Here is a 24,082-nt window from a genome sequence, read left to right as displayed (position 1 = left end):
GAAAATCCCTGGGGAGAGCCTATTCCTACGGCACAGGACTCGTTTGAGGCGAAATCGTGGCCGTCGGGGGCGTTTTCTCCGGTTCAATCGGGGCTTCATAGGACTGCTCTGTACTCCAGATGGAGATCGCAGTCTGAGCTTCATTATAGAGGGGACTTTCAGGAGGCAGTTGGGAGGCTACTTCGATCGCAGCCAGAAAGTTTCTAGCAGAGGCCAGGGTATTGGCTTCTGTCAGTGTTGCCTGATCGGCCAGGAGGCGAATCTGCCCTGCCCACTGGTTTGCTGCACTCTGGGCCAGCCGGTAGAGAGGCCGTTCCGGACCAACTCGATTAGCCAGGGCGATTGCTTCCGGATACTTCTGCTGTTGAGCAAGGATTTGGGCCCGCTCCAAAATGGGTTGATCTTCCAGAATCAGAATCTCGCGCTTCCAGCGAGCAATCAGGCTTTGGGCCTCCAATCGCAGGGGCCGACCAGGAAGAATCAAATTGGCTTTCGCGATCGCCGCCTCCAGATCCTCCAATCGGCCTCCCGCAGCCAGATTCTGGGCCTGCAGCAGATAGGGACGATCAACCAACCGTTGCATCTCCTTGCGCCAACTCGCCACCAGGGTTTGGGCTCGCAGCCGCTGAATTCGCCCCGGAGGAATCGCCTTTGCTTCTTGAATGGCCAGTTGGAGGGGGTAGAGTTGTCCCAGACCGGCCAAAGTCTGGGCAACCTGCAGCCGAGTCAAATCCTTCAGTTGCTCCTCCCACACAGGCAGCAGCGGCTGAACGATCGCAAACAGAGGCTGATCCGACGCGAGTTGTCGCCCTGCTGTCACGGCTGACCAGTAGATTTTGAATTGATTGGGAACCGGTTCTCTGGCTGCGACTTCTGGATCGGTCAATTGCTGTGCCTGCACAAACTGAATCAAGGTTTTAGCCTTTTCACCCACAGATGACTTCGGGGGAATGAATTGGGCCACCACAATCGCCCCCGTGAAGTCCTGAGCCTGCAGTTGGACCGTAGCTGTCTCTAGCAAACTACGACTCCAACGCACAATCTCCGCCTGGGCTTCCGGTCGATTCAAGCGCTTAGGACCAATTTTTTGGGCTAGGGCAATCGCCTCACCCAACAGTTCTGGGCTGCCTGAGTCCGCCAGTGCTCTGGCCTCCTGGAGATACTCCCATGCCTGTCGTTCTGCGGTGAGCTGCTGACGCAGCCCCTGGATGCGCTGCCGCCAGTGGCTACTCGGCAAACGAGACAGGGCCAGGATCTGGTCTGAAGCTTCTGCCCATTTCTGGGATTGCAGGGCAGCAATGAATTTGTCATAGACCAGAGAACCCTGATCTTGATCCCGCTTCCATGCGGCGATCGCAGTTTGGGCGTCTCGATACAATGGACTGCTATTCGGAATAGATTGGGCTGTCGCGATCGCCTGTTTGACCTGGTTCCGTCCAGCCTGCTGACGGGCGATCGACAGAACCTGGGTTGACCATTGCTTTAGAAATTGCTGGGCCTGAGCATAGCGGGGATCATCTTTAGGCCAGTTTTTGACTAACTTAATTCCAACCTGGAGCTTCTTCAAATCTCCAGAGAAGGCAGCCTGCTGAATACAATACAGCTTGTCTTCATCTTGACTCAGGGTCACAGGTTTCCCACAGTCCGGGGTGGGAGGAACCTGGGTTAACCAGATAAAACCCGCTACTGCAGTACCAGAACTGGCTCCCAGCAAAACCAGACGAAACAGAGACCAGAACAACCCTCGATACTTGGGTTGAGGCCGGTGAGGCAGGGTTACGGGTGCAGGGTCGGGCTCTTCCGTTGGAGCAGAAGGGTCTGGGGAGTGATTCTCCTGGCGCTCCTCAGCGTCCAGATTCGATGATGAGGGATCAATACCTAGTTCTGTCTTCTTACTTTTCATAATCCCGGTTATTAAGGCTCTTTAAATAAGAGGCCTGACATCCACAAGGCCGATGCCAGTCGTGCCCATTCAAAATAAGTTTGCACCATTCGGCCCATCCGAGGGGTTGCATAGAACACCCGTATGGCAGACATTCAGTACCATCCCATATCGGGCTTAAGGCCGATCATCATCGTGATCCTGGGTATCGAGGGCAAGACATCACCCCGTAATCGATCAGACTTTGGGTAGAGTGACTCACCCATCAGTTGCAGATGAATGATTCCGGAGGAGGAGGAAGAGTGTGAGGGTTAGAAACAATTGTTGAAACAAATACTAATATGCCCGATCCCCAGGCAATAGATCCAGCGATCCGTAGCGATACTCAGGAAGGTTCCCATAATTTGCCTTCATAGGCAAAAAAATTGGTGTTGACCCCCGCAGATAGAAATTGAGTTTTGTCTGCGGCAGCCCCCTCAAAGGCTACTGTGTACCCATAATCCCCTCCTGGGAGGGGTAGGGGTGGGTTCAACGCTCCTGCTCCCGTTCCTAGACCCACCCCGGCCCTGCGGGCCACCCCTCCCGAGAGGGGATTTCACACGAGTCTGCTGACTTGAGCCAAACTTTTCAGAGATCTGTATATGCAGTAGCTTCAAAGGGGAAGGAAAAGAGGGAAATTCCCCCTACGTCTTAAAGATCATCCAACTCATCTAAACCCAGGTCTGGTAGATCAGGTGGAATCACCATCCGACTACAGGTTGCCTTACGGCTCTGCCGCTGGCTGTGTAGTTCGATCGCAATCGCCTCAAATTGAACTTCCAGACTTCCCGGTGGCACTTGCAATTGCATAGTAGCCTCAATCTGGCCATTGCCATCCGGCGTAAAATTCACCAAGGACCAGGGACCGTCTAGCAAGGAATTGGTCTGGCGATCGTTAATCCAGACTTTTACAGAAGCCCGTGGCGCTTGTCCCGGCAAGCGCACCCGCACATTCACCGGTTTTTCGGCTATCAGCTCTCCGGCTGGAATTTCCAGGTCTGGAACAGGCACCGGATCGGCATCTGGAGACAGGACCAGCACGGCTGACTCTGGAACCTGCTCAGCGATCGGCTCTGCCCCAGGGGCCAGATCATCATCCACCACAATTTCACGGGCCGCCCACTCATCCTCCGGCAAAACTGGATGCACCTCCGGCTCCTCAGGGGTAAACAGGACTGGGGCCAAGGGCTCAGTTGACTCCTCTGCCCAGGCATCCGAGGAGGGTTCCAGATCAGCCGGAGGGGGCAATTCATCGCTAGTCCCCACTTCCGGCTCCGCACAGGCATCCCGCAATTGCTGGGAGAGTTCCGCATCCTCTGCCAGAGCATTCAGGCGATTCAAGAAGCGCTCCTGCAAATTCAAGGGTCGCAGGGTGGTGGCCACAGGCCTATCCTCAGCAAGGGTGAAATTCTCGATCGAGTCCTGAGTAGGCATGTCTCCAGGCAGCAGACCCTCACTGGAGGCAAGGGGATCTACCCGATCGGACTCTACTGCTGCGTCTAATTGCTCCGGCTCAACTGCCCCTGTCACTGGTTCGGCTAATTGCAATGCCCTCAAATCATCCGCCAGAGTTACTTCCAGATCAGTCAGATCAGCCTGGCCTGTTGGCTCTGGCCCAACCTTCAGGGACTCCCCTGGCAAGGATGGGGCAGGAGGGTCGATCGGGGCAGTCCGTACAGGTGCAAAGTCCTTCCCCAGGGGCTGGTTTTTCCGAATCACGGGCAATTGGGGAGATTTATGCGGCACCCTTTCCTCGCTGGGGCGATAGAGCCGAGGCGGCAAGGGTTGGTGAGCTGCAGGTCTGAACTGGATGGGTTGCTGAGGTTTGGGTGTTTTCACCAAATTCAGCAGCGCCATATTCAGTCTGGATGCCGGTTTAGCCGGTTCATTCACCTGCATGGCATCAACAACGGCATAGGACGGAGCTGCAGAGCCATCGACTTCCTCCAATTCCTCCTCCTGATGGGTCGCCAGGGCTTCTAGCAACTCATCCAGGGCGGCTGTCACGATAAAAGATTGGGTGATCAGGGGGGTCAAACTGGGTTCAGCTTCCGCTTCTGCCGTAAACAGACTGATCTCCCCCAACAGGAGTCGCGTTTGGCAGTCCGCCGGAATATCAACCGCGCAGGCAAACAGGGTCACGCCATAGGACAGGGTCACCCCCTGAAAGGCAGTCGCCAGAACCTGGAGTGTCTGGGGATCGCGCAGACAGACTTGCACCTCCGCTGGCCAGGAACACACAGCCTCCTCCGGCAACTGATACCCTCGCTGAACCTCTACCTGACCCGCCAGAAAAAATTGCTGGCCCCAATAGGCCATAAAGCTCTCTGCTGGCAGATTTAACCGCAAAACCTGTTGATCGAGGGATGTTCCTGCCAGGGGGGAATCCCAAGCATGGGAAACGGTTTTGTCCTCCTGGAAAGGCGCAGAAGCAGATGGAGAAACCTGAACCTGAGTCATCTCATCAGTGCTCTGCACCTGGGGCAGGACAAGCTCAGGCGAAGCCGAGAAGCGGACCGTCAGTTCCTCTGACTCAGCATCCATCTTCTCAACGACCACCAAAGTTCTTTCGGACGCCTCTAAAGGGGTTGGTTCGGGCAGAGGTGCTACGATCGCAGCCTCTGAAGTGGCTTGAGGAGAAGATGCCCATTCAGTTGCCACCTCTGAACCCAAAGACCAGTCCATCTGCCAGTCCATCTCTGATTCTGCTTCCACAGAGAGCACCTGGAGGCTGACTGACTGGTGCCAATCATCTCCCATCAGGCCCATCATCAGGTCAGCAGTACAGTCCAGTTGCCAGAGGCCCGGTTGCAAACGGGTAAACGGAAAGACAACCATCAACCCTTCTGCATTGGTCCGTCGGGTCTGTTTCTGAACTCGACGCTTTGGCGGGGTCTCATCCGTCGCCACGTGGGTGATCCGAATTTCTACGTCACTGTTCGCGCGACTGGTCCGAGCCACAACCCGATAGCGTCCTTCCAGAATCTCTACATCCGGAGATTCCAGGGGCAACCAGGAGCGATCGCCCTCTTTTTGAAGTAGAAATTCCCAGTATTCCATGCTGACCTTTTGTCGAAGGATTACGCCGGGAGCCTAACGTTAAAGGCCGATTTCAGGACCAAAACTTTACATCCATTCACGGAATGCCAGAAGCTTGGGGTAGACTGAAATCGCATTGGCTCCCCACTTGATAAAATTTGGTTCTTAGTCTATACCACAGGAAGCCGCTCTGCGTCCAATATTTTAGAAATCCTCGGAATTCACTGGATTTCTTTAAACCGGTCCCTAGCCAATCGAAACGATTCCTGCATCACTGCTTGAATACGCTGGGGATCGGGCTTACGCCCCCCCATGACATCTCCGAAGTAGACGCAGGCTCCCTCACCCAGAGCCCAAGTATAGGCCGCAGCCCAGGATGCCGCAATCACACTGCCAAACCCCGGCAGAAACTTGATTAACTCCCGTCCGATCGCCTGGGCCAGGAATCCGCCAGCGATCGCACTGACCACACCGCCAGCCTGGGAAGGCGTCAGGGTCTGACCATACAAGCTGCCCAGGAGCCCTATCAGGGACACTTGCAGGGCCGTTAACACTGGCATGGTAGCGAAGGGCAGCGGCACGGCAGCCAAAGTCGCTGCCATCACGGCAAAGGCGGCAATGTAGCGGCGACCGACATCCCGATAGAGGCTACCCAATTGTTTTCCGATCCCCTGATCCAGAAGCTGGTGAATGGCCCGCGCCTCCGCCTCTGGTAGCAGATCAGCCAAGGCATCTCGCAAGGCCTCCAGCCCATAAAATACGGGGGTGTAGCCGTCTTCTTCCAGGGTGAAGTCCAGGAGGATGGCCCGATCGTACAGGCCAGTAAACCCCTGCTGCAGAGCGGTAAAGGGGCGACTGATTGGCTCAAAATCAGGGGGATAGGCCGGATGATCGGCAGTTCCAGAGGGATACTCCTCATGTAAGCAGGTGACGGCCAACAAGCAGGGAATCGCCGGGTAACGTCGTCGCAGATCCTGGGCAATGTTCCGCAAGGTGGCTGTGGCAAAATCATTGATCTTCACGGTCAGGATGAAAATTCGGGCCTGACGACTCGTTGGCTGCAGATCGCTAACCAGTTCCTGCAGAATGGTTTCAGTCTCCTGGCCCCCATCTCCCAGGCCCACCGTATCGGTGAAAATCAGCAGGGGCAGGTCGCTAGAAGGATAGGCATAACGCTCCGTATGCTGGGTATGGGGCCTAAACCCCTGACCGATAATTTCCGGGGAAACCCCCGTCAAACCCCGCACGATCGAACTCTTGCCCGCCTGGGGCTTACCCATCAGCAGCACCTCAGTCGTGGGTAACTCAGCCCGCACCTGGGTCAAGATTTCAGCCATCTGATCGTCACTCACTTTAAACCACTGGACGATCGTGCGGGCCACCTGCTCCACCGGGAGTAATCGGGTCAGACGGGAAATCGGATGTTTGTCGGAAGAAGTCATGGGAGATGGGTGGATTGTCTCAGCCCGATCGTACCCTGAATTATTTCTCACGAAAGGCTTAGACATGACCCCAACCTTCCAGCAAGCCTCACTCAGGGGGAGCGCCAGGAAGACTGATCCAATAGATCAGCCGCCAGCTTAACCGGCAGCCACCAAAATCTCACCCTTGAGCATGCGCTGGGCCGCATCCAGCAGCGCCTCCTCCAGATAGGGCTTCGTGAAGTAGCCCCTTGCCCCCAGTTGGATGGCCATCTGACGGTGACGATCAGCTCCCCGTGAGGTCAACATGGCGATCGGCAGATGGTTCAGGGTTGGGTCCTTCTGAATGCGCGACAGAAGCTCCAGGCCATCCATCCGGGGCATCTCAATGTCACAGAAGACCATATCACAGGGCAAGCCAGATCGCAGTTTTTCCCAGGCTTCCTGGCCATCACGGGCCTGCTCCACCCGATAGCCCACCTTATTAAAGGTCATGGAGAGCAACTCCCGTACCGTGATGGAATCATCCACGATCAGGACCGTCGGCTCAGCTGCTGTGACCACGGGTTCAGCAGGCTGGTCGTTCTGATCCCACAGGTTAGGACCGGCACCATGGCGGATGCGTCCCTGCACCAGATCTATCAATTCCAGCACATCGGCGATCGGCATGATCCGCCCATCCCCTAATACCGTTGCCCCCGCCACCCCAATGGGCTTGGGTACAGGCCCCTCCAGTTGCTTAATTACAATTTCCTGTTCACCCAGAACCTGGTCTACCTGCAGAGCAATAAAGTTCCCAGCGCTTCGGAGAACGACGATCGAAACAATATCATCCTCCTGGTTCCCGCCGTAGACACTGCCCCGCCCCAGGTAGCGGCTGTACTTCAGCACATCCGAAAGAGACTGGAACGGCAGCATCATATCCCGCCAGAGGATGCAGGGTTGGCCATTGGCATTGGTCTGAATCCGTTCCCTGGGGACATCCAGCATATCTTCTACCCCGTCCATTGGGAAGGCAATTCGGGCCCGGTTACTGATACAGCACAGAGCCTTAGAAATACTGAGGGTCAGGGGCAGGCGAATCGTAAAGGTCGTGCCTCGCCCAATATTCGAATCAATACTGACAGCCCCCCGAATCTCATTCAGGTTGGTGCGGACCACATCCATCCCCACTCCCCGACCAGCGATTTTGGTCACCTGATCGGCCCCGCTGAAACCAGGTAAGAACAGAATATCGTAGACATCCAGACGGGACATGCCCCTCGCCTCAGCAGGCGTAATCAGCCCCTTCTCGATCGCTTTCGCCTTAATCCGCTCTGGATCAATCCCAGCCCCATCATCCGACACAGAAATGACGGTCTGGTTCCCCTGATAGAAGGCACGCACAGTAATTTTTCCAGTCGCGGGCTTACCAGCAGCCATTCGCACTTCGGGTCTCTCCACCCCATGGGCCACCGCATTATTCACCAGGTGGGTCAACGGGTCAATCAGTTTTTCCAGAATCATCTTATCGATCAGGGTTTCCCGACCTTCGATGATTAATTCAGCCTGCTTGCCATACTCAATGGCATTGTCTCGTACCCCCCGGGGCAGGCGATCGGCAGTCTGGGAGAAAGGAACCATTCGGGCACGGGTCAGCCCTTCTTGAAGCTGAGTCGTCACCTGACGAAAGTTACGGGTTACCTGATCGGTTTCATCAATGATGAACTCAATGTCCGATGAGGATTCCCGAACTCGGACAATCAATTCAATCATCTCTTGGGAAAGAGAGTGGAAACCAGTGAACCGATCCATCTCCAAGGCATCAAAGCTGGCCCCTGTCGAGTGGCTGGTCTGAGAGGTTCCCGACGCATAGTAGCTCTGGCGGCTGGCCAGCAGAGAACTCTCCAGCAACGATCGCTCATATAGATCTCGCATCCGCTGGCCCACATCACTGAGCTGCTGCACCTGGTAGAGAAGGTTATCCAGAAATTGCCGCAGACGCTCCTGGTCCTGCTCCAGGCTGTTCCGGTTTACCACCAGTTCCCCCACCAGGTTACTCAAATTGTCCAGTTGCTTTACTGGCACCCGCATGGTCTGGTCTACCAGCGTAGCCGGACGAGGACGCCGCACCGGGGGGGCTCCACCCCGTCCCGGTTTCACCGTGGGGGTTCCCCCCATCGTCTTATCTGCATCTTCCAGCAGTTTTTCCAGATCATCAAATTCTGCTTCAGGCGCAGATGGGGCAGCGCTATAGGAAGTTGCCTGTAATGGAACCATAGAGGGTTCTGCCGCGATCGGGCTATCCCCTAAGAGGGCCTCCAGATCGGCAAAGTCATCTATCTCTGGGGTTGCAGCCCGTGGCGCAGACTCCACAGCAGCCGCTGGGGCTTCTCCCAGCAGGGCTTCCAGATCATCAAACTCATCCCCACCAGAACCAGCTTCGGCATCCGTGATCAACGTTTCTGACGGTGTTGTTACGTCTGTTGCATCTGACAGGTCCAGATCCGCCAGACCATAGGCATCGCCTACACTAACCAGAGCTAGTGTTTCATCCCCCCCAGTTGCAGCCGTAATCTCTTCACCAAATAAGTCATCCAGGTCGCCCAATTTACCCGTCTCTTCGCTGGCCCCAGCATCCACAGGAGACGCCAGACTATCCTCACCAAACAAATCATCCAGATCCGGGCCTTCCTGGCCTGCCATCAGATCGACCCCCGGTCCAGACAAATCCTCCAGATCCGGCAAATTCTCCCCTGGAGCCAACCCTTCCAGGTCATCCTCAATCTGTTCCAGGCTGTCATTCAAATCCACGGCCATGGCTGGAGGCAGGTCAGGCATCACCATCTTGTCTAGAGGAGACTCTAAGGCGAACCCAGCCAGCTCATCCAGGTCTGCCTCCGAATCTTCGGCAAGACCTGTCTCTTCGCCAAATAGATCATCCAGGGAGCCTGAAAAATCACCTGCCCCGGTCACGTCATCCTCATTCAACCAGGCTTCAAGCGATTGGTCTTCAACCACAGCCGTTGGGTCAGATGAGGGCTCATCAAACAGGCTATCCCCAAGGGCAACATCTACAGCCGAAGTCTCCCCAAACAGGTCATCCCCAGAAGCAGTCTCTGGAGCTGGGGCATCCCCAAACAAATTATCCTCAGGAGAGTCAAACAAGTCATCCCCAGAAGCAGTCTCTAGAGCCGGGGCATCCCCAAACAAATTATCGAGATCAGGGGCACGATCGGCCAGTTCTAGGCCTGGAGCAGAGAACTCCAGCGCATCCAGATCAGTCAGCACCGATTCCGTCTCATGCACGGGAATTTCAGCCTGTTCAGCAGCCAAGGCAGCAGCACTCTCAGGCAGGGCTTCTCCCCAGAGGTCCAGATCCAGACCAGACTCTAAGCTCTCAGGTATCCCAGGTACGGCAGCCGCTGAAGCTTCCAGCTCATCCAGGCTCAGATCGTCACTGGAAGAGCCTTCTAAAGCAGCCGTTGTCTGAGATTCTTCGAACAAATCATCCAAATCAGACCCCGAAGCATCGGATAAAGCCTGATCAGATAAACCGAACAAATCTCCCAGATCATCGTTCCCCTGACTGAAGGACCCGGGTTCTTCCAGAGCAGCAGAGTCTCCCAGAAAATCGCTCAGAGCAAAGCTATTTCCACCAGTCTCCGATACCGCCTCAGACTCTGATATATCAAAGAGATCCAGATCATCCAAGGGGGCATCTTGCAGCCCTGAGATCGCAAATTCAGCGGAGTCTGAGATCGGCCCATCTGCCTGAGGAGAAGACCCACCCATATCCGTTACATCAAGTTCACCGAACAATTCACCCAGGTCAGCCAGCGGGGAGGGATGAGCCGCTGTTTCTGGGTAGGCAGAAAGTGCCTCTGCAAAGCTGTCGTCTCCCAGAAGATCATCCAGTTGGGCAGCCGGATCCAGTTGATCCATCGTTGGCCCCGCCTGATGCGCCGTGGCATTACCCAGGAAATCATCATCTCCAAATAGATCGGCCAGGTCATCCCCCTGATCGGCTGTAGACTCTGCCCCATTAGACAGATCTCCCCCGAGGAGATCGGAGAAGTCACCCGTTGCCCCAAAATCTTCCGGCACATCGGGGGCCTGAAGGGTCGTTTGCATCTCTCCCAGCACCTCCTCTTCCTGCCAGGTGGAGCCCAAGTCTAGCGCTTCTCCCTCAAACAGATCGGCCAGGCTATTCAACTCTGCCATGCCCACTTCTGGACCAGGCTGTTCGATCGCCAAATCATCGCCCAGATCATCGCCCAGCACCTGATCCAGGCCATCTGAGCCAGAGGGAATCAAGCCGGTCAGGTCGAAAGAGTCCAGGGCAGCAGATTCAGCAAAGCTATCCAATGCACCCACCGCTGCAACAGGGGAGGGCTCAGCGAACAAGTCATCCAGATCCTGAGGAGCCTCAGCTGCAGTTAAAGGCAGTAATTCTCTTAATTTCTGACTACAGGCAATCTCTGCAGATCGGCCAGCAAGAACCAGATCCTGAGCTTGCTTTAGCTCCTTGATGACGATCGGAGCCAGGGTGCGATAAGGGTTAGCCGAATTACCCAGCACCTGACGGGTCACATCCAAAAGTTCACACCAACCTGCTAGATTGAACTGATCCCCACATTGCTTCAGAGCCTCACAGAGCCCCTGCAATTGTTGCCGGGTTTCAGCCGTTTCAGGCTGCTTGAAAAGTTGGAGAATATCCCGCAATCGATTGGGCACATCCGACTGAAAAACTGTGGCTGGCGTTGCTGCTGGCGGAGTTACGACAGGCTGGGGCACTTCAGCCGCAGACATCCAGACCGGTTGAGCCGCAGGTGTGGGAGACCCTTCTGTCTGATCCACCAGAGCTTCCAGATGGTGATGAAGTTGCTCAAACACAGGCTCAGCATTAGCCATAATGCCATTAGCCACATCCTCACTCAAGCCAAAAGGCCCCTGGAGCTGTTCCAGCAACTCATTCAGTGTGTCAAAAACTCGTAAGAAAAGGGATTCCAGCTTCTGATCAATCTTGATGGGACGCTGCTCTTCCTTCAAAATTTTGAAGTAGTCTTCCAGACGGTGAGCTGTCTTTTGGATGCTACTAATCCCCAGCATGGCCGCGCCACCTTTCACAGAATGGGCTGCCCGGAAAACTTCATTAATCATTTCCGGCTCTGCAATCGTACTCTGCAGATTCAACAAACCTTGCTCAATGGTATTGAGGTGGTCCTTCGCCTCCTCAATGAAGTAGCCCATGATTCGTTGTTGTTGTTCCGGCAGCATAGTACTGTCCTACCTTTAGAGAGAGCATGATGGGTAAGTAAATTGACCACAGGCCAGAAGAAATTCAGAAACCCCCTCCAAGCTTGCTTTGCGGTCAATCAAGCAGGGCATGACCTGATCTAAGCAGATTCTTTCGCTGGTTCCAATGTAGCCGATCCGTTTACAAACAGCATCCAAAGCACTGACACCTCTGCAACATAACCTGACTAGAAATCACTGGCGTTCCCCTGTCTCAACTCGGAACCGTTCCACGGAGGACAGCAGATCTCGGGCAACACCCACCAGGTTCTGGAGTGCTGCAGATACCCTTTGAGATTCCTGAGAGGTTTCCTGGGCCGTCAACTCAACCGATTGCATAACGTGGGCCACCGCTCTGGAGGTTTCTGTTTGTTCAACGGTATCCGCTGTAATGGACCGCACCAGCGCATCAATCCGGTTGGACACTTGAATAATGTCCTCCAGCGATCGCTTGGCTTGTTCCGCCAAGCGAGTTCCCTCAATCACCTGCTGAGTCCCCTCTTCCATGGCGGTCATTACAGACCCCGTTTCACTCTGAATCTGTAACACAATCTGTTCAATTTCCTTCGATGCTTTCGCGGCCCGGTCTGCCAGCTGACGCACCTCATCTGCCACGATCGCGAACCCTCGTCCTGCTTCTCCTGCCCTGGCTGCCTCAATACTGGCGTTCAAGGCCAACAGGTTCGTACGGGAAGCAATCTGAGAAATCAAGGCCACAATCTTGGAAATCTCCTGAGACGATTCCGCCAAACGCTTCACCTTGCGCGTGGTTTCTGCTACCGTTTCCCGAATTTTCAAAATACCGGCCACCGTACTTTCCACCGATTCCCCACCTTTCAGTGCCGTTGCCGATGCCGATCGGGCCACTTCCTCGGCCTGACGAGCGCTTTCTGCCACCCGCTGAATCGAGTCCGTCATCACCTGCACCGAATTTAGAGTCACAGCCAGTTCTTCTGCCTGCCGCAAAGCATCAGAAGACAGGCCACGGGCAAATGTTTCCGAATCGGTTGCACCCTTCGCCACCTGTCGAGCGGCGATCTTCACCTGTTGCACAATGTCTCGCAGGTTCTGAATGGTCAAGTTAAAGGAGTCCGCCACAGCGCCCAACACGTCTGCGGTGACTTCTGCCTGCACCGTCAGATCTCCCCGGGCCGCCCCTTCCACATCATCCAGCAGGCGAATTACCTGACGTTGCAGATCTTCCTTAGCCTGCTCCTGCTCTTCCGCTTTCCGCTGGGCTTCACTGGTGGTGGTCAGAATAAACCGGGCCATGTTATTAAACCCGGTAGCCAGTTGCCCAAACTCATCCTCAGAGAAAACCGAGGCCCGAGCATCCAGGTTATTCTGGCAGACAGCATTAAATTGAGACTGCAGATCATCGGTGGAGCGCTTAATTTGCCGGGTCATGACCTGCCCCAAGGTAAGTGTGGTGCCAAAGCCAGCCACAAAAGCCAGGACTGTCGCAATCCCGCCACTTTTACGCAACTCACCGACCACATCTGGCTTATCCTTACTGAATAGGGCAGCCCCCCCAAAAATAGCCAGGGCCACTGCAACAGCAGAAATTGCTCCCGTTGCCACCGCCATGTACAGAGGCTTAGCCGTCAGGGAAGCATCCTCAAAAAAGGCAAAGGACGATCGCTCCCCAGTCGCTACAGGTTCGGAACTCCGAGTTTCCGGTGGTGCAAACACAGGAACCTGCTCTGAAGTGGCGGAGATACTGAACATCTCATCATCCCGGATATTCGAGGAGCGTTCTTTACCCGTATTGAAACTCACCTCTCCATTAGGACTGCCCATCGTGTTGTCTCGATTGCCAAACCCAGTGGCCATCGAAGGGCTGGTAAAACCAGCAGAGTTCTCCGACAGATCGAAGTCAACGGGCAAATTACCCAGATCGTCAAATTCATCAAACTCTTGCAGAAAATCAGTGGTCTGACCACCCGTGATGGGTCCAGAGTGCGGCCCATTCCCCGTCGAAAAGGAACTGTTCCCAAAGGTACCCGCATCCGAAGCGTCTGACAGGCTAAACCCATCCCAATTATTAGACGACACAAAAGTTTGGTCATCCTGAGAATAGGGGTTGGACCCCGTAGGCTGATTACTGGATGGGTAATCCAGATCGCCGATCGGCGTGGGAGGGGACTCCTCCGGGTCTGCATTCATAAACAGGGTCTCCTCTTCGGTGACCCGTTGATTGAAATTATTGAATCCCGTTTTTGGTGCAGAATACCGCCCTGTAGCAGATGGCCCGGTCGGAGGGCCAGCGCTGGAAGCCCCTGGACCGGTCATGGGACCATTGGAGTCGTCGAAGAAACTATCACTGAAGAGGTTATCCGGGTCCGTTGCGAAGGACTGAAGGTCTGATTCCCCCGCATCCAGGGGGGGAAATCCATCATCAAAATGGGTCGGAACCGCAAAGTCTTGACTCGAAAAACCACCCGTATTGCCACCCGTGAAACTGGTACTTGGAGCGCTACCGGAGTAATCCTCCAAGGCAAACGGATCATCAGCAGCAAAGGGGTCTCCCCCTTCATTAAAAGTACTGGAGTCAAAAGTCTCATCCAGCCCCTGTCCCGTGGTGGCGAAACTGCCCGTCGAGTTATAGGAGGAAAAGCTATCCTCCCCATCCAGACCCGTGTTATCCAAATCAAAAGGATTGTCCTCAGCCGGAGGATATCCCCGACTCACCGGTCCACTGGCCAAATCCGAGCCGATCGGGTCCAGATAGTCCCGATTAAAATCTTCCGTAGAATTGGATGGTGCGTCTCCCAGGGATGGGCTAAACTGACTGATATCACTCAGACCATTATTGGCATACTCAACAAACTGAGTGTCTGTTGTTAAAGTCAGCACCCGTTGATACTGATCCCGCGCGATCGCATATTGCTGTAACCCATAGCAATAGATATGCCCGCGCAGCAAACAAACATTGGGATCATCAGGAAAACTATCTGACAGGCGATCAATCACTTCAGCCGCCTGTTCGTAATTTCCCTGTGAGTATGCTTTCAAAGCTTGTTGATACTCTTGTGCGTACTCAGTACTGGATGCCATTTGCCTTCTCCTGCCGTCGCGCGTGTCTTCGCTAAAGTTTCTCTGAATCTTAAAATTGATTTAATCTATCTATCGGCCTGAAGCTCTCCAACCGGAACCACTGGCTCTAAAGAATTGCTCCCAATCTATCCTGTCTGCAGCAAATTAATACAGTTGTTTTTTAAAGTGTGCTTTCCAAAAAGGTTTTACCTCAGCTTTTTTAATTTGGGGTAATTTTATGCCTTATATTTACGCTGCCCATCGGGCCGATCTCAAAATTGCAATTTGGTCAAGTAGTCGGAGATACTTGTCACTTTTATCTTCAATCACCCATTCTCCTCGCAAAAATGGTGCCATGCTATCAGGAACATTCGAGGGGGCATCCACCTCATCGATATCCAACCAGGCCATGCCGACGATTCGATCCACGGCCAATCCCAGCATCATGTCCTGATCCTCGACCGCAATCACCGGAATCTCGGGTCGATCGGTGTTTAAAGGGTTAGAATCCCCCAGAAACTGGCCCAGATCAGCCACCCAGATCACCTGACCTCGTACGTTCAATGTCCCCAACAACAGGGGTGAGACGTTTGGAATGGGCGTGATCCGATCGGGAGAGGGAGACAGAACCTCCTTAATCCCAGTTGCTGGCAGGGCAAATTCATTCCCTGAAGCCACATAAAACCTCAGGTGCAACTCACCTTCGGGACTTTCCAGCTCCTGAAATTCTGGTGCCTGATCCTGGCCTTTACCTGTGAGAAAGTCCGGACTACCTACCATTCATTCCTACCCCCGCAATAATTGTTTAACAGTTCCGACCAGTTCATTGGGTTGAAACGGTTTGGCAATGTAGGCGTCTGCCCCCTGCTTCATCCCCCAATACCGGTCAAACTCTTCACCCTTCGAGGAACACATCACAACTGGAACATTCTGGGTCTTAGGATCTGCCTTAATCCGCCGACATACTTCGTAACCATTCATCCGAGGCATCACAATATCCAGAACTACCAGGTCGGGACGGTTCGTCTCAATATGCTCCAGTGCTTCCACACCGTCACTGGCAACATCAACCGTCAGACCGCTCCCCTTCAGGAGACCGGAAATCATCTCCCGCTGGGTAACGCTGTCTTCTACGACCAGGACCTTACTCATACACTCCTACCTGCTAGATGCAACAACTCATGGACCCCCGTGGAGAATAAACCACTGACCATTACTTAACCCTAAGGACTTCCAATTAGCTCCTATTATTAAGTATCAGCAACCGATTAGGTTGATGGAGTTGAAGCTGTTGATTTAGTCATATCAATATTTAACTCATCTTCTGGCGTTTCAACTAATAGATTTGCAGGTTTCATAGAGGCAATGTCAACTAAACCTGCATATTTTTCAACTAACATCAGGAGTTCGCTCTCCCCAAAGGGTTTAGTTAAGTAGTCTGTGGCACCGACCATCCTGGCTTTCACCCGATCGATAAATCCATCCTTACCCGTCAGCATGACGATCGGGATTTGTCGAAACGCAGTTGACCGGCGCAACATCCCACAAATTTCGTAGCCATCCAGTTCTGGCATGGCGATATCACAGAGAATCACATCCGGTTTGAGTTGAAAAACCAGACTGAGCGCCTTCAGCGGATCGGCAATCCCTACCGCCTCGTACCCATGAAGGTTGAGAATTGACTCAACTGCTTCACAAATCGCAACACCATCATCAATGCAGACAATTCGAGGCACCCTGGATGACTGCCATTGATCAAAGCTCAAGCCAGACCCCACCAGTTCTTTGCCCGTCGCGTCTACCACAGCCCCCCCTGTGCCTGGGTAGTGGAGTTGCACCAAGCCTTGCTGGACGTAGGGATGAATCGCTCTGGCGACCATTAAAATATCGCGGTTCAGGTAGCGGGCAATCTGGCGAATGGATTTAGCCCCGTCAATCCACCGATCGAGGTTTAGAAAGACATTCTCAGGCAGTTGATCTCGCAGTTGTTCTGCCTCAGAGATGACCGGGCACTGATCAGGAGACTGAATCTGGGGATAAAACTTCTTCCACTCCTGCACTTCTTTAATCACCTGGGTCACCAGTGGAGCAATCTCAAGGGTCATCAATTGAGGCGCGAGTGCCGATCCAATTTCAAAAATAAAGGAGCCCTGGTGGAGAGTCAGCAGGTCAAACAGAGTTTCATGAACCATACTCTGGACAATGGTACGTCCCTGAGCTGGCGTCAACAGGTGGTTTTCTAGAAGGGCCCACAGGTAGCCGTACTCTGGTGCATTCGTGGCTGCGATCGTGGAGGCCCTAATCTCATCCAGTGCCGAGTCTAGCTTATAGCGACGCAGATGATCCTTCAGACGAGAGAGGTGACCTGTCGCTTCTGCAGCATAAATAATTTGACCATTAGAGAAAAAAACAAACCAGGATTGGTCTCGAGATACCCTGGCTAAGCTCCGCCCCTCCTTCGAGCCCACTCCCACACTACTAACCTGTGAGCCATAGGATTCAACAAATAGCTCCCCTGTTCTCTGCCCCAACTCAATGAGTTGCAGGATACTGCGAATATCAATCTCGCTTAATTTCCCTTGCATGCGGTTAAAGTAGTGTCATCCATCAGTAGCCTCATCTTTTAGCGAAGCCTGGATTACGCTTCAGAGATCTTTAGTTTCATAAATCTTGAATCGTTATCCTTAACTTTCTCCTTACTTCTAGAGATCTTTCCTGAGCTTGCCTCAAGCAACTTTCATCTATGGCTTTCACTCATCATTCCCTGAGTGAGATATTTTCGTGCAAGGTTGTTCGCCATCCTTGACTCGAACAGAGTTATCTTAGACGGGTTTAGCAAGGGCGACCCAGCCCTCCAGCTTCATAGTCATTCTCCGGGATCAGTTTTGTGAGACAACCATTTTCTGAAACAACCATGTCTGAAACAACCATGGAGTATAAGTGCAGGACCTGGTCCCAGAAGGAATGCCAAATTATAGTCAAACCTGTGCAGTCTGAACTATTCTAATCTATACTTTTTAGATTAGCCCTGAGTGACTCTGAATCAACTCCTCTACAGAACCTGCCCTAATGATTTTCCTGGAGCTTCAGCGTTCGGATCACCGCCTGAAGTTTTAACTCCGTATACAATTTGGAAAGAGTTGGAAAGGGCAAGCTTGAAAAGGGCAGGTCAGTGAAGGCTGAAACTTTATTAGGATTTAGTCCGCAATCGGATTTAGTCCGCAATCAGATTTGGTCCGCAATCGGATTTAGTCCGTAATCAATTAATTAAGGCCAGTCCACAAGCAAGTCAACGTAGGGTATCACAGTCAATTATCGAAGACAATCATCCATCGAAGACAATCATCCATCGAAGGCAATCATCGAAACCGTTCGAATGGTATTGCCGTCAGCGCATATTGCACTCAGGGCTTACAGAATCAAGGGTAGATTGTTAATATCAGCAGAGTGAATTTCAGTTAAAGTTGGCTGGATCGAGGCCAGGTTGTTTTTAAACCACTACACTTAAAACTACAGAGCTTGAGACTTACCAGAGATTTAACAGAGAGTTGAGGCGACAGAGGCTACAGTAGTATTGTCCAGCCAGAATTATTTGCCTAGACTAGATTTTGTATAGCAAGCTGGACCGTTAAAGATAGAGATCTGCGTTAGAGATTGGGCATAGAGACAGAAGGGGACTATCGGCGTGCTGTATCTGGCGGAAGTACAAAAAGAGACTGCATTTGTGGGCAAGGGCAAGACCAAGCTGAAGCTGTTGGCTTGTCAGAAGTCGGAACAAAACTGGGCTTCTGTGCCCGGGGAAGAAGTAGTTCCGTCTGAGGAAGCTGCTAACTTTAATGCGGGTGCTCTGGTCTTGGCGGATTTGACGGCTAATAAGCAGGTGCAAAGAGTTCAGGAAGCAGGGCGACAGTTAGTCAGCATCCTGCAGAACTTCTCGCGGGGTCAGGAGAAATTTAAGGCTCAAGAGGAAGAGATAGAGCAATGGAAGCAATCCCTGACCTATCAAAGCCAGGAACTGAACCGGCGGGAAATGGAGATGGAAGCTCGCGTCGAAGAGCTCCGGCAGATGGAGGCAGACTTTGAGCGGCTCGACCAACAGCGTCAGCAAGTCGAAAGTGGCATGGAGGAAGCCTCTCGACTGCGAGAAGAAATGGAACGGCAGAAGCAGGACCTGGAAGGTGCCTGGGCTCATCTGGAAGGGGAGAAGCGCCGGTTTGATGAGCTGAAATCTGAACTGCAGGGTAAATCTTCTCTGGATGATGAGCAAGCTCGGCGAATCCAAGATACGTTGAACCGCCTTGCTTCAGTCGTGGCACCGACAGAGTCGGTCCGGGAGCAGGTCAACTATGGGTTAGAAATGGTCAGTCGGCAGCAGACCATTCTGGATGACCACTGGCAACGGTTAAGCCAGCATCGAGCTGCAACCCAACAGATGCAGGATGAGCTAGATCGACAAACTCAGGAAGTGCAACGACAATGGCAGGAGTGGCATCAGGCTCAGGATAGTCTGGAAAACGCCCGCTCCGAGTTAAAAGCCCAACAAACATTGTTCACCGCTCTACAAGAGCAAATCCAGCACCTGGAGTCCCAACGTCAGAAACTGGATACCTTGCAACAACAGCTTCGCCATCTAGCGGGTGAGCCGGTTACGAATGAAGAACTGGAGCATATGCCTCTAGAGCAGTTGCAGGCAAAGGTGGAAGAAATGCGCCAAGACTTTGAAAAGAAGTCTGCCCTGGTCAGTGAACAGATGGAAGAGCTGGAAGCGAAGCAGCAAGAGGTGGAAGATCTGAAAACTCAGATCCAGCAGGCCAGTGAATACGATCGGCTCAGTCTGCAGGCTGATCTGAATGACGCAAGCGAAGGCTATGAGATGCTGAAGGAAACGCTAGACCCTCAGATCAAACTGCTGAAGCAAATCGAAGCCGAATTAAAACAGTATCAAGCTGGCTTACAACGACGCCAGGGTTATGCGGTTGAGGGCGGTCCCGAACTGCAGATTGATTTAGAACCAGTACTGGCCGTTGTAGCAGCCCAGCGCCAGCAACAAACAGAACGGTTACAACATCTGGAAACTGAGATCGGCCAAATCCAGACCATGATTCAGCAACTCCAGGATACGATCGCCCAGCAAAGCAGCCATCAAGACAGTCAGCGCCAGCATTTGAAGCATCTGGAGGAGAATCTGAAAGGTCAGCTCCGCAGTGTGGCTGAAATCGGAGGTCGGGTTAACGTCTACCAGGACTTACTTCAGCCTGCCCAGGACAATACCACTGATTTGCGTCAAAGGCTGGAAGGGATTAATGGGATGCTGGCTCAATTCCAGGAAACCGGTGATTATCAGCTCCAGGCGATCAATGAAATTAGGCAGGTCGTTCAAAGTTTAGTGAATGTCCCTGAAATGGCAGCGTCCTGAGTTCCGTTGCGATAGAGTCTGAAAGAGATTGGTAAGGCTCTGTTTCTATGGCTGATGTCTCATCTGCAACCCCAGATCCAACGGAGGGCATTCCGGAGCGGCTGGTTAAGAATAAAGATCGGATGGCTGACCACCGACTGGTCGATCGGGATCTCCTGACGCCGATGATGCGTCATTATGTGGAGATGAAAGACCGCTATCCCCAGGCCCTACTGCTCTACCGGGTGGGAGATTTCTTTGAAAGCTTTTTTCAGGATGCGGTGACGATCGCCCGAGAGCTGGAACTGGTCTTAACTGGGAAAGAGTCTGGCAAGGAACTGGGGCGGGCCTTTATGGCTGGCATCCCCCATCATGCCCTGGAACGCTACTGCACCCTGCTCGTTGAAAAGGGATATGCGATCGCCATCTGCGATCAGGTGGAAGATCCGGCTCTGGCTCAGGGCCTCGTCCGCAGGGAAGTCACCCGCGTCATCACCCCCGGCACAGTGCTGGAAGAGGGCATGTTGACTGCCCGTCGCAACAATTTTCTGGCAGCGCTGGTGATCGCTGGTCCCCACTGGGGATTAGCCTATGCGGATATCTCCACGGGTGAGTTTTTCACGACTCAAGCCAGTCCCCTGGAACAATTAACCCAGGAACTGATGCGGTTACAACCTTCAGAAGTTTTATTTCCTACCCATGCGCCCGACCTAATAGGGTTACTCCGCCCCGGTGAACCATCCGAACAACTGCCAGATTGTCTCCCCGTGCAATTTTGCTACACCCTGAGATCTCAACTGCCCTTCAGCCAGGGAGAAGCTCGCCAGCGTTTATTGGAAACCTTTCGAGTCCGATCGCTAGAAGGATTGGGATGCGAACATTTGCCCCTGGCCATCCGAGCTGCGGGGGGGCTACTGGAGTACCTGGAAGACACCCAGAAGGATCGGTCCGTCCCCCTTCAACTCCCACGCACCTATACCCTGACGGACTATCTGACGATCGACCACCAGACCCGGCGCAACCTGGAAATCACCCAAACAGTTCGGGATGGCACCTTTCATGGCTCACTTCTGTGGGCCCTAGACCGAACCGCAACAGCCATGGGGGGGCGGGCTCTCCGTCGCTGGCTGTTACAACCCTTGCTGGACATTGATGAAATTCAGGCCCGCCAGGAAACAATTCAGGAACTGGTTGACCACGGGGGATTGCGGCAGGCTCTGCAGCAACTTCTGGGCCAAATTTATGATCTGGAACGATTGGCCGGACGTACTGGTTCTGGGACGGCCAGTGCCCGCGATCTGGTGGCCCTGGCAGACTCCCTCAGCCGCCTGCCAGAACTGGCTCAGATCGTCGAATCGGCCCAATCCCCCTACCTCCAAGCTCTGCAACAGGTTCCCCCTCGACTGGAAGCGTTAGGTCGAAAATTACATCGCCATCTAGTGGATAGCCCACCCGTGACCCTGACTGAAGGCGGGCTGATTCGGGAAGGCGTTAACCTGGAGCTGGACAGCCTCCGCCGCCAAATCAGCCATGACATCCAGTGGATTCGGGATCTGGAAGAGGCTGAAAAACAGCGCACTGGCATTCAAACCTTAAAGGTCAGTTACAACAAGACCTTTGGGTATTACATCAGCATTTCACGGGGAAAGTCGGAAAAAGCCCCGGCAGATTACATTCGCAAACAGACCCTGACGAATGAGGAGCGCTACATCACCCCAGCATTGAAAGAGAAGGAAACGGAGGTATTCAATGCCCAGAATGCCGCCCACCAGATGGAATTCGATCTGTTCGTCGAGTTGAGATCCCAAGCTGGAGAACAGGCTGAACAGATTCGTCAGGTGGCCCGATCGATCGCAGCCGCAGATGTCCTGGGTGGCCTGGCAGAGTTAGCCATTTACCAGGGTTACTGCCGTCCCGTCATCACCCCTGAGCGAACCGTGCAAATTCTGGAAGGGCGGCATCCCGTGGTGGAACAGTCCTTACCCGCTGGTTTTTTCGTCCCCAATTCGGTGGAGTTAGGAGCTGGAGCCTGGGGAACCGAGGCCGATGGGTCTACCCTGACCCCAGACCTGATCGTGCTGACAGGACCAAACGCCAGTGGCAAGAGTTGTTACCTGCGGCAGGTGGGGCTGATTCAGCTCATGGCCCAGATCGGTAGTTTCATCCCAGCCCAGGCAGCCATTCTGGGGATTTGCGATCGCATTTTTACCCGCGTCGGGGCCGTGGATGACCTGGCCACGGGTCAATCTACCTTCATGGTCGAGATGAATGAAACGGCGAATATTCTGAACCATGCCACTGATCGATCCCTGGTCCTCCTGGACGAGATTGGTCGAGGCACCGCAACCTTCGATGGGTTGTCGATCGCCTGGGCCGTCGCCGAGCATCTGGCCACAGAGATCAAAGCCTACACGATTTTTGCCACCCATTACCATGAGCTCAATGAACTGGCCTCCATTTTGCCAAATGTGGCCAACTATCAGGTGGTGGTCAAAGAACTCCCTGATCGGATCGTGTTCCTGCACCAGGTTCGTCCCGGTGGGGCCGATCGCTCCTACGGCATCGAAGTGGGGCGTCTGGCTGGCCTGCCCCCGGCTGTAATTCAGCGGGCGAAACAGGTGCTGGGCCAGATTGAAAAACATTCCAAAATTGCTGTCGGCCTGCGGAAGGGAAGCCGATCGGAGGGCAGCTTATCGACCAAACCCACCCACCAGGGTCATTCCGTAGGGGAACCAGCAGAGCAGCTCGACATTTTTGGTGTTTGATCCCAGATCGTTACTTTGCGATCGAAGACCCTGCTGGACACTTGAGGGCCTCAGTCGCAGCCTTGGGAGCAGCAGGCATCCCTGGCGGGGTTTTGGAAGGCTGATCCGTCCCACAGGTAATCGCCTGGGGCAAACCCTCCGCTCCTTTACCCACAATAAAAACAGCAGCCAGAAAACTCTTGAGGCCATCCTTTTTCGGGATGGCGGTCATCTGGACCTGGGTGGGAGCAGCAGACACAATCTGGTACTGGTAGTTCTCTGTAGCTTCAGGAATCCCCACCAGCAAATCTTTAATCGTCGCCGCAAATTTTGCTTGTTCCAGATAAAACGCTTGCTGCGCCCTGGCCATACTGCCCATGTAAACCGTTGCCTCCCGTTCAGCGGCAGCGCTAACCATCGACGAAACTGCTGGGGGAGTAGCACCAGGCGAGGCAGAGGATGGTTCTGAAGCCAGGGGAGTAGGAACGGAAGAGGTCGGGGATGGCTCCTGAGCCTGATTACAGGCAGCCACAATTAACCCCAGGGAGATCGCCGCAGCTAACTTTTGGCTTTTCAATACAGTCAGGAAAAATGGCTGGTTCATGGAATTTACCTTAATCCAGATATTAGTCTAGATAACCAATCATCTCTTCCGTTTCCGTACTTTTGTTCGTCGGAACGATCGGGCGATTCCCCGGCAAAGATCCGGTATAGAACTCCTTTAACGCTCCCGGACCGACCGGGCGATTCCCGGGTAGGGTCTCAGAATGGCGAATTGGGGTCGGACTGATAGCCACCGGACGATGGGGCAAATCGCGGGAGTAGCGAAATTGTAGCTTGCTGGGGGTAATCGGGCGATTCCCCGGCAGCGGTGTCGTCGCGAGGTGAGCGGGTGGTGCTGCGACTAACCCCCCCGCCTTCTCTACTGGCGGCTCTGACTCTTTCATCTGCAGGGACGGCAGCGGAGCAGGTTCATAGGGAACTTCGATCGGTTCACCCGCATCAGGATGCTGGCCTGTCTCAATCTCAACCGGAGTTTCCGCAGGGACAGCAACTGCCGGATCAACAGGAGTACTGGAAACATCGACTGTCTCAGTTCCATGGGTTACCTGACTCGTTCTGGGCCGACTTCTACGGCTGCTGGGTTTAGCAGGTTCTGTGGTGCTCATTGCCGTACCTCCAGAGCAGGAAACAAGGTTAGAAGATAATCCAAGGGAAGAGCTCTAAGGCTATTTTTTGAGTCATATCC

The 24,082-nt window shown here is 53.7% G+C and carries 12 protein-coding genes; 2 read left to right on the top strand and 10 right to left on the bottom strand.

What is annotated here, in order from left to right; translation table 11 throughout:
- Positions 1–25: 25 nt before the first annotated feature.
- The 8 genes from BST81_RS17750 to BST81_RS17710 form a co-directional block, all read right to left on the bottom strand.
- Positions 26–1,903: a hypothetical protein gene (locus tag BST81_RS17750; protein ID WP_075599836.1), complete on the bottom strand. Its 1,878-nt coding sequence runs from the start codon at positions 1,901–1,903 to the stop codon at positions 26–28.
- 669 nt (positions 1,904–2,572) lie between these two features.
- Complete coding sequence (locus BST81_RS17740) at positions 2,573–4,981, bottom strand: hypothetical protein (RefSeq protein ID WP_075599834.1); 2,409 nt, start codon at positions 4,979–4,981, stop codon at positions 2,573–2,575.
- A gap of 200 nt (positions 4,982–5,181) precedes the next feature.
- Positions 5,182–6,468, bottom strand: a complete 1,287-nt coding sequence (locus BST81_RS17735) for a GTPase (protein WP_075599833.1) — start codon at positions 6,466–6,468, stop codon at positions 5,182–5,184.
- Between the two features lie 72 nt (positions 6,469–6,540).
- Positions 6,541–11,640 (bottom strand): response regulator, encoded by a 5,100-nt coding sequence (locus BST81_RS17730; RefSeq protein WP_075599832.1) that lies wholly within the window; start codon positions 11,638–11,640, stop codon positions 6,541–6,543.
- Between the two features lie 213 nt (positions 11,641–11,853).
- Entirely contained in the window at positions 11,854–14,715 is a 2,862-nt protein-coding gene (locus BST81_RS17725; RefSeq protein WP_075599831.1) for a methyl-accepting chemotaxis protein, read from the bottom strand.
- A gap of 228 nt (positions 14,716–14,943) precedes the next feature.
- Positions 14,944–15,474 carry a chemotaxis protein CheW gene (locus tag BST81_RS17720; RefSeq protein WP_075599830.1) on the bottom strand — a complete coding sequence of 177 codons (531 nt, stop codon included), beginning with the start codon at positions 15,472–15,474 and terminating at the stop codon, positions 14,944–14,946.
- A gap of 6 nt (positions 15,475–15,480) precedes the next feature.
- Complete coding sequence (locus BST81_RS17715; protein ID WP_075599829.1) at positions 15,481–15,846, bottom strand: response regulator; 366 nt, start codon at positions 15,844–15,846, stop codon at positions 15,481–15,483.
- Positions 15,847–15,962: 116 nt separating this feature from the next.
- Positions 15,963–17,279, bottom strand: coding sequence for a response regulator (locus tag BST81_RS17710; RefSeq protein ID WP_075599828.1), 1,317 nt, complete (start codon positions 17,277–17,279; stop codon positions 15,963–15,965).
- Positions 17,280–18,379: 1,100 nt separating this feature from the next.
- Between BST81_RS17710 and hmpF the strand changes: the two genes are divergently transcribed.
- Together hmpF and mutS are read left to right on the top strand one after the other, a co-directional pair.
- A complete protein-coding gene (gene hmpF, locus BST81_RS17705) occupies positions 18,380–20,110 on the top strand; it encodes a pilus motility taxis protein HmpF (protein ID WP_075599827.1) in 1,731 nt (576 codons plus the stop codon).
- A gap of 47 nt (positions 20,111–20,157) precedes the next feature.
- Positions 20,158–22,854, top strand: a complete 2,697-nt coding sequence (gene mutS, locus BST81_RS17700; RefSeq protein ID WP_075599826.1) for a DNA mismatch repair protein MutS — start codon at positions 20,158–20,160, stop codon at positions 22,852–22,854.
- Between the two features lie 10 nt (positions 22,855–22,864).
- On the opposite strand, the gene BST81_RS17695 is transcribed toward mutS, so the two are convergent.
- Positions 22,865–23,437 (bottom strand): type IV pilin-like G/H family protein, encoded by a 573-nt coding sequence (locus BST81_RS17695; protein WP_075599825.1) that lies wholly within the window; start codon positions 23,435–23,437, stop codon positions 22,865–22,867.
- Positions 23,438–23,459: 22 nt separating this feature from the next.
- Positions 23,460–24,002, bottom strand: a complete 543-nt coding sequence (locus tag BST81_RS17690) for a hypothetical protein (RefSeq protein WP_075599824.1) — start codon at positions 24,000–24,002, stop codon at positions 23,460–23,462.
- Positions 24,003–24,082 lie beyond the last annotated feature (80 nt).

Source organism: Leptolyngbya sp. 'hensonii', from assembly GCF_001939115.1.
Lineage (GTDB): Bacteria > Cyanobacteriota > Cyanobacteriia.
The sequence above is the reverse complement of the archived record's forward strand: the minus strand, read 5'-3'. Positions and strand labels throughout refer to the sequence as shown.